The 8,694-nt window shown below is 41.0% G+C and carries 4 protein-coding genes; all 4 read left to right on the top strand.

Annotated elements, in window-relative coordinates:
- Positions 1 to 638 (top strand): sulfatase family protein (locus B2V92_RS02090; protein ID WP_293304405.1); only part of this gene is annotated, 638 nt, incomplete at its 5' end.
- Positions 639 to 874: 236 nt separating this feature from the next.
- Entirely contained in the window at positions 875 to 1,333 is a 459-nt protein-coding gene (locus tag B2V92_RS02095; RefSeq protein ID WP_293304407.1) for a transposase, read from the top strand.
- A 264-nt stretch (positions 1,334 to 1,597) separates the two neighbouring features.
- Entirely contained in the window at positions 1,598 to 4,270 is a 2,673-nt protein-coding gene (locus B2V92_RS02100) for a DUF4962 domain-containing protein (protein ID WP_293304409.1), read from the top strand.
- Positions 4,271 to 4,435: 165 nt separating this feature from the next.
- Positions 4,436 to 8,533: a hybrid sensor histidine kinase/response regulator transcription factor gene (locus B2V92_RS02105; RefSeq protein WP_293304411.1), complete on the top strand. Its 4,098-nt coding sequence runs from the start codon at positions 4,436 to 4,438 to the stop codon at positions 8,531 to 8,533.
- The last annotated feature ends 161 nt before the right edge of the window (positions 8,534 to 8,694 follow it).

An 8,694-nucleotide genomic window follows, 5' to 3' on the forward strand; every position in this document is an offset into this window, starting at 1 on the left:
ATCAATGGCGGCAATACCGCTGGGCCTATAATCGCCTGGTAGAAAAAGTAGATGGTTATATCGGAATGGTAATGGCCTCATTAAAAAAGTATGGTGTAGAAAAAAATACCATCATTGTTTTTACAGCCGACCACGGTGATGGTTATGCAGGCCACAGCTGGAACCAGAAACAGATTTTATACGAAGAAGCTTCAAAAGTGCCATTCATTATTGCAAAAATGGGCGAATGGAAAGCCCGTACAGACGATATGCTGGTTTGCAATGGAACAGATATAATCCCTACTATTTGTGGTTTGGCAGGCATAGCAAAGCCAAAATATTTAAAAGGAATAGATATCAGTAAAAAACTGGATAATCCCGGGCAAAACCTGCGCGATACCCTGGTAATTGAAACCGATTTCGCTGATAATGAAGAGTTGTTGGGCATCAGCGGCCGTTCGGTAATTACCAAAGATTTCAAATACATTGTGTACAATAAAGGTGAGATAAAAGAGCAGTTATTCGATTTAACAAAAGATCCGGGAGAGATGAATAACCTGGCAGTAGATCATAAATATAAAAAGAAACTAATAACAATGAGGACTTATTTAAAACAATGGTGCAAAACAAATGGGGATAAATTTACGGCAGGGTTGTAGGTTTCTTCCCAAAAAGTTCGTCATTTCGAGCGATGTACAAAGCATTCGAGAACCGGGTAAATGTCCAGCGAAGCTAAATCTGCAGAGTTGGATTTCGCTGATAACCTTTGGCATAATTATAGTGCGATAAAAATATCCCGCTAGCCTGTTAAGGCAAACTATAGTACTTGCTTAATCCCTGTAAGCATAATAAAAATTACAATGAAATATAAGCCCCATCGGGGCGACATTATGTTATGGGAAACACGTACTCACAAATCTCAATACATGCGGTTTTCGCGGTAAGAGGCCGACAAAATATAATCGTAAAGCCGTGGAGAGACGAACTTCACAAATACATAACCGGTATAATATCCGCAAATGGCGGGAAACCTTTAGCGGTAGGTGGTTGGCTTGATCATGTCCATATTTTTTTCGGGATGCCTGTTACTACATGCATCTCTGATTTTATGGCTATTGTAAAGGCCAGTAGCAGCAAATGGATTAACGAACAAGGCTTTGTTAAAGGGAAATTCAATTGGCAGGCAGGATATGGTGCTTTCTCTTATGCAAAGAGTCAAAGGGATAATGTAATTAATTACATCATCAACCAGGAAGAGCATCATAGGAAAAAGACATTTAAGGCCGAGTATTTAAAAATGCTGACAGATTTTGAAGTAGAATACGACAGTAGATATCTTTTTGAGTTTATCTAAGCCCACCATAATGCCGCCCCTACGGGGCTTTAAAGGGCTTGTAGTTACTTTATTGTAATGCCGGCCCGATGGGCCTTAGAGGTGATTGCTATTGTTTCAATAATGTTGACTCGATACGTGTGATGTAGCGATAAATGCCCAGTAACAGCGACATTGTGATAAAAAGTAAACAAGCATGTTTGAGCCCCATCGGGGTGATATTGTGGTAACAAGACATATAATAAGAAAAAATAAACAAAGCCCCATCGGGGCGACATTTTGCTAATGAAAATAATCATCCTAATCCTATCCTTTCTCTACCTAACCAGCTTTGCCCAGCAACCTGCTGTTATAAAACTAACTGCTGAAAAACTACATGCGAGGGTGCGTGAGTGGCCTTATCCGGCTAACGGTATTACCGTACCTACAAATGCCCCGGCTTTGCTTTGGCCTGGCACCAACGGAAAAGATATGGTAAAACCCATGGAAAGCGGAAGTGAAGTACCCGAAGATCCGAATATTGGCAATGTGCGTTATAAGGTAGTTTTGGCCAGCGATCAGGATTTTAAGAGCAATTTAATAGCCAGTGAAGTGCAACGTTGGGCGGTTTATCCACTACATAAGGCCCTTAAACCAGGCAAATGGTTTTGGAAATATGCTTATGCCTTAAAAGGAAATAACAATTGGTCGTGGTCGCCGGTGTATAATTTTGTAGTGGATACCAAATATGCCAGTGAAAAAGTTTCTCCACCGGTAAGTGAGGTTTTGAAACGTAACCAGGGAGTACACCCTTTATTATGGGGTATGAACAGAATCGGGGAAGATTTTTACCGCAATAACCTACAGAATCCCGAAGCTAAAAAGTTTATCGTTTTTGCCGAAAAACTGATGAAAGAACCTTTGCCAACCGAAAAACCCCAACGGATTATCGATACTACAGGCAAAAACGACCACGAAAAAAAGATTATCATCGAACGTATGTACCATGGTTTTGGCGATGCCGTGGGCACACCTGTGCGAAACCTTTGTATTGCCTATCAGCTTACTAACGATAAACGTTTTATCCTTGATGCCAAACGCCGGGCATTGAATATTGCCAAAATGGATCCCAACGGATTGGCTACAGGCGATGATTTTACAAGTGGGGCCGTGTTGGAAGCTTTGGGCTGGTTTTACGATGCCGGTTACGCTTTTCTTGATCCGCAGGAGAAAGAACTGTTTAAAAACATCATCACTATCAGGGCTAAACGCGTTTACGATCATCTGCCCAACCGTTTCGAGCTGCATGTTAGCGATAACCACGTATGGCAGATTACTTTGCGCAACCTCGCCATTGCCACTGTTGCGGTGGTTAACGAAGTACCCGAGGCTAAAGAGTGGTTAACTTATATGTACGAAGTATGGTCGGCTCGTTTCCCTGTTTTGGGTACAACCGACGGTGGCTGGCACGAAGGGAATGGTTATTTCAGGGTTAATTTTAAATCGATTATTTACCTCTCGCAAATGTTCGGCGATTTTAGTGGTGTTGATTATTTTAAACTACCCTGGATGCAGAATTTACCTTATTATCTATTGTACACGCATCCCAATAATTCGGCCTCTACGGCTATTGGTGATATGTGGGAAAATATTCCGACTGTAGTAAAAGGCGAAGCCTGGTTTGCCGATGCGCTTACTTACAGGATGGATAATCCTTATCTCAATTGGTATGTAAAACAGATTAAAACAACCCATCCCGATTACTTTCATGGAACCGATGATTTTCTGTTGTTCCGCCTGTTAAATTATAAACCCGATCGTAAATTAGCTGTTTTATCGCCCGAAAAACTGCCCAAGAGCCGCGATTTTGCAGATGTTGGTGTGGTGGCCATGCACGATGATCTGGCGAATGCCGATAAAACCCTCAGCAGCTACCTATTTAGCAGTCCGTTTGGTTCCTCTGGTCATGGGCATGCCTCTCAAAATGCATTTACCGTTAATTACAAGGGCAAGGTATTGTTTGGCGGCAGTGGTTATTACAGTAATTTCAGCGATAAACATAATCTATTGTATTACCGAAGCTCGAAAGCCTATAACACCATTTTAGCCGATAGTTTAAACCAGAAAATAGGCGAAGAGGGTTATGGCTGGATTGCGAGGGCAATTTCTGGTGGGCATATTCAATATGCTTTGGGCGATGCCAGCAATGCCTATGGCGAAATTAAAAGCGAATTTTGGCTGGATCGGTTTAAACAGATCAATTTAGTGCCGAACAAGGCCAATGGTTATGGCGAAAGTGGCGTAACCCTGTACCGCAGGCACATGCTCCAGTTAACAGGCGGTTATATTTTATTGTACGATGAACTGGAAGCCAATAAACCAGTAAAATGGACCACACAGTTCCACGCACCTTATTACACCATCGAAGTGCAGCCTACAGATAAAGCGAATGAACAGCATTTTGACTTAAAAACCAATCTCGGTAACGTAAATGCCACTGTGTTTGCCAACAGCGCATTAAACCTAAACATACACAACAAATTTTACGAGGCTGCGGTAAACTGGAATAAGGTAACCAACGACGAAGGGAAAATTAAAGACTTTGTAGATCAATGGCATGCGGGCATTACCTCTTTGCCTGCACAAAAGTTTAGGTTTTTAACCCTCATTCAGGTAAAAGATGGCAAAACCGAAATCATTAAAACGTTATCAACTACAAATGGAATTTACCATTTACAGGTGGGCGATTGGGATATCAGGGCGCAGTTGGATGGTAATAAAAAAGCATCGCTGCAGGTATCTGGAAAAGAGGCTAAATCATTGTTTAATTATGGCGATTTACCGATCAGGTTTAACGGAAAACCATACAAAACACAACAGGTAGGGAGTTCTCTTTTACTCGAAATGAAGGAAATAAAACTGAATAAACAGGAAGTGGTTGATCAATTGCCTGATGTGGCGCTTTATGATAAAGAATAATTGAATCAATTTTGCAAGATATTTAATCATTGTCGTCACCCTGAATTTATTTCAGGGTCTATAATAGCAGGAAAGATGCTGATCCCGAAGCTTCGGGACAGCATGACGATCGCATTAAGCTATGAGATAAAATATTAATCGATCAAATCATTAAATTTGAAAAACATGTTGCAAAGCAAAACCTTTAAAATATCGGATAATGCCAATTATAAACGCTGGCTAACTGCCCTGGTAATCGGTATAGGGCTACTTTTTATTTTTGGCAGCGCACATGCACAATTGAAAGAACGTTATTTTCGCAATATTTCGGTTGATAAAGGTTTATCGCAAAGTACGGTTTTCGCAATTAAACAAGATAGTGTTGGTTTTATCTGGATGGCCACACAGGATGGTTTAAACCGTTACGATAGTAAAGGGTTTAAGGTTTACCGCCCTGTTGAAGGCGATAAAAATGCCTTGCAATCGCATTACATCCGTAATCTGTTTATCGATCATAAGGGTAGTTTGTGGATCGGTGGAAACCAGGGTATCAGCCGTTACAACTATGCAGCCGATAATTTTGTGAATTATAAACTTCCACGGAGTTTGGGAGAGTGGTACGTATCATCCATTGCCGAAGATGCACAGCACAACATCTGGGCAACCACTATTGCCGGTAGTGTTTTTAAATTGGCCGCAGGAACAGCCGAATTTAAACAGGTTAATTTTAATGCACTCGAGCACGGTATTAAAAAGATTTCTTACATCAGCTCATGGAATAAAGATATATTGATTGGTACGGAAGTGGGACTTTTTAAATTTAACGCACAGGGCCATAACCTTGCCAAATTAAACCTCGGCGCTGATAAACCTGCCGTAAACGATGTGTATGTTGATGGAGAAAACCTCTGGGTGGCAACCGAGGGTAACGGACTGATCAGGTATAACACACCAACAGCAAAAAACACCTTTTTTACCCATCAGCCTGGCAAAAATAGTATTGCCGATAACAATGTAAGGTGTATTGGTAAAGATGCGGATGGCAATATGTGGATCGGTACTTTCAAAGGGCTTTCGGTATTCGATTTAAGCAAAACAAGTTTTGATAATTATTACCACCAGGTTTCGCAGCCTTACACCATCAGCCAGAATTCTGTACGTTGTTTTTTTCAGGACAGGCAAAAGGCAATCTGGCTGGGTACTTATTACGGCGGGGTAAATTATTACCATAAAGATGATATCAAATTTAATCTTTTAAGTCAGAATACAGGCCGAACCTCTTTAAACGATGAGGTGATCGGTATTATTAAACAGGATGCAAAAGATAATTTTTGGATCGGTACCAACGATAAAGGCCTTAACTACTGGAACAGGAATAACAATACCGTGAGCTATTATTCGAACCAGGAAAATAATGCAAATAGCCTAAGTTCCAATAATGTAAAAGCCATCGAATTTGATGCTCAGGGCAATGTATTGATTGGTACGCATAACGGTGGTTTAAACATTCTGAATCCAAATAATGGTTCCGTAAAACGCTATCGCCACGATGATAATAAGCCCAACAGTATTGCCGGCGATCTGGTGTACAGCATAGTAAAAGATTACAAAGGCCGCATTTGGGTCGGTACGCGTTCTGGTCTGGATCAGTTTCATCCCGAAACACAATCTTTTACGCACATTCACCTCGATAAAGCAGGCAAAAGACTTACTTCCGACGATATTACCTTTCTTTTTGAAGATAGTCAGCATAGGATATGGATCGGAACCACCAACGGTGTTACCCTTTTCTATCCCGATAATATGCTTTTCGGAACGGCTTTAAACGGAAAAGAAAGCGAAGACATTGTAACCTGTATTACCGAAGATAAAAAACACCGGATCTGGATGGGTACCCGTGAGGGGATGAGCCTTTATGATGAAACACAGCAGGCTTTTATCAGTTTCAAATCACGCAAAGATTTTGTTAAAGGAACAGTTTATGGTATCCAGCCTGATGATGATGGAAATTTATGGATTTCGACGAACAGCGGACTTATTAAATTTAATGTAGATAAAGGCCTGAAACAGACTTTTGATGAGAGCGACGGATTGCAGAATAACCAGTTTAACGAATATTCTTTCTATAAGGCTAAAGATGGAATGTTGCTTTTTGGAGGCATAAAGGGCATATCTTATTTCTACCCATCGATGGTTAACCAGCGACCTTTAAGTTTAAACCTTACTTTTACAGGCTTGGAGGTTTTTAATAAAACCATTGCCGCTGGTGATGGAACCGATATCCTGCATGGTTATATCGATCAGGCCGCACAGCTCGAGCTTGGTACAGAATTTAAGCAGTTCGGCATCCTGTTCAATACCTTTAATTATATCTCTGCAAATCGTACCCAATATTATTATAAACTGGAAGGGATTGATAACGTTTGGCAGAAAACCAACGAAATGAGGGTAAGTTACAATAATCTTCCACCCGGAAAATATACCTTTCTGATCAAAGCGCTTGGTCCAAATGGAGAAGTAAGCCCTGTTAGGCAGTTAAAAATAGCCATCCTGCCGCCATGGTACCGTACTTTGTGGTTCTACCTCCTGCTGTTTGTTGTACTTGGTGCTGCTGCATTTCTGGGTTATAAAATTATTGCCGAACGCATTAAAGCTTTACAACAGTTAAAGTTAGAGCGTATCGAAAAAGAACGGGTTAGGGATATCAACCAGGTAAAAATGGACTTTTTCACCAATGTATCGCACGAATTAAGAACACCTTTAACCCTTATTTTGGCACCCCTGGAAGAACTGTTAAAACTTCCGCAGATTGATAAGGCACTCAAAAAGAAATACGACCTGATGCTCATCAACGCCAAAAGACTTTATAACCTGGTAGATCAACTGTTCGAATTCAGGAAAACCGAAATGGGTACCCGGCAGCTCAAGGTGGATAAAAGCGATATCGTGGGTTTTGTACATGAGATTTACGAGTCATTCAGGCCGCTTTCAGAAAAAAACAACATCACTTATACTTTTCATTCTTCCGAGGCCAAATTGTCTTTCTATTTTGATAAAGATGCCATGGAGAAAATTTTGTTCAATCTACTGTCCAATGCATTTAAATACACTGAAACCGGGCATAAAATTGGCATTGAATTAATCAAACAGGGCGATAATTTATTGATTAAGGTAAGCGATACAGGTGTAGGTATAGGTGATGAGGATTTATCAAAAGTATTCGATCGTTTTTATCAGGTAAATAACCGCGAAATGAACCTTGGCTCTGGCGTTGGTTTGGCTTTTACCAAAAGTTTGGTCGAACTGCATCATGGAAATATCAGGGCACAGAGTGTAAAAGGGCAGGGCAGTGTATTTAGTGTTATTATTCCGCTGTCGGACGAAACCTATCGCGAGCATCTCCAAACCGAAAATAAGATGTACGAACTTTCTATTGTACCCGATCAGGAAACTTCTGTAGAAGATATTACTGTTTGGGAAGAAGATGAGCCGCTGGTTGAAGATGGGAATTCGAAAGCAATCAAACTTTTGATTGTGGATGATAACGAAGAGATAACCACTTACCTGCAGGAGTATTTTAACAAATTATACCAGGTAGCCGTTGCGTTTAACGGACAAATGGCATTGGAAATGCTCGAGATAGAACAATACGATATCATCATCAGCGATGTAATGATGCCCGAGCTCGATGGATTGCATTTTTGCAAACGGGTAAAACAGAACATTAATACCTCACATATCCCTGTAATGCTATTAACGGCCAGGAACAAAACCGATCAGCAGATAAAAGGTTTGGAAATGGGTGCCGACGATTATGTAACCAAACCTTTTTCGACAAGTTTATTGGCAGCTAAAGTAGCCAACCTGCTCCGCTCGCGCAAACGTTTAAAAGAATATTATTCTAGCCGGAAAGAAATGGTGCCCGAAAATATTGCTTTTAACACCCTCGACGAAGAGTTTTTAAAACAGGCCATTGCCATTGTAGAAGAACACCTGGCCGATTCCGAATTTTCGGTCGATAAGTTTAGCAGGGCAATAGGCATGAGCCGCTCTAACCTCTATTTAAAATTTAAAGCCATAACCGGCGAATCAGCAACCGATTTTATCAAGCGTATCCGTTTTAACAAAGCAGTAGAACTGATGCAGAGCAAACGTTATACTATAGCGCAGATTACCTATATGTGCGGTTTCAATTCACCATCGTACTTTTCTACGGCATTTAAACAGCACTATGGCTGCATGCCCAGCGAGTACCTGGCCCGCGCCGATGACATGTTGAGGTAAGACTACGCAGAAAAAACAAACTTCAATAAAAGGATCGTCATCTCGACCGTAGTGGAGAGATCTATCCCGGGATAGATTTAGCTTCGCTGAGCAATATGTGGTTCTCAACTTTGCTCCGCTCTGCTATCATTGACAGATCCATAAGAAAAGTCGTCATTGCG

Source organism: Pedobacter sp. UBA5917 (assembly GCF_002432345.1).
Classification (GTDB): Bacteria; Bacteroidota; Bacteroidia; order Sphingobacteriales; family Sphingobacteriaceae; genus Pedobacter.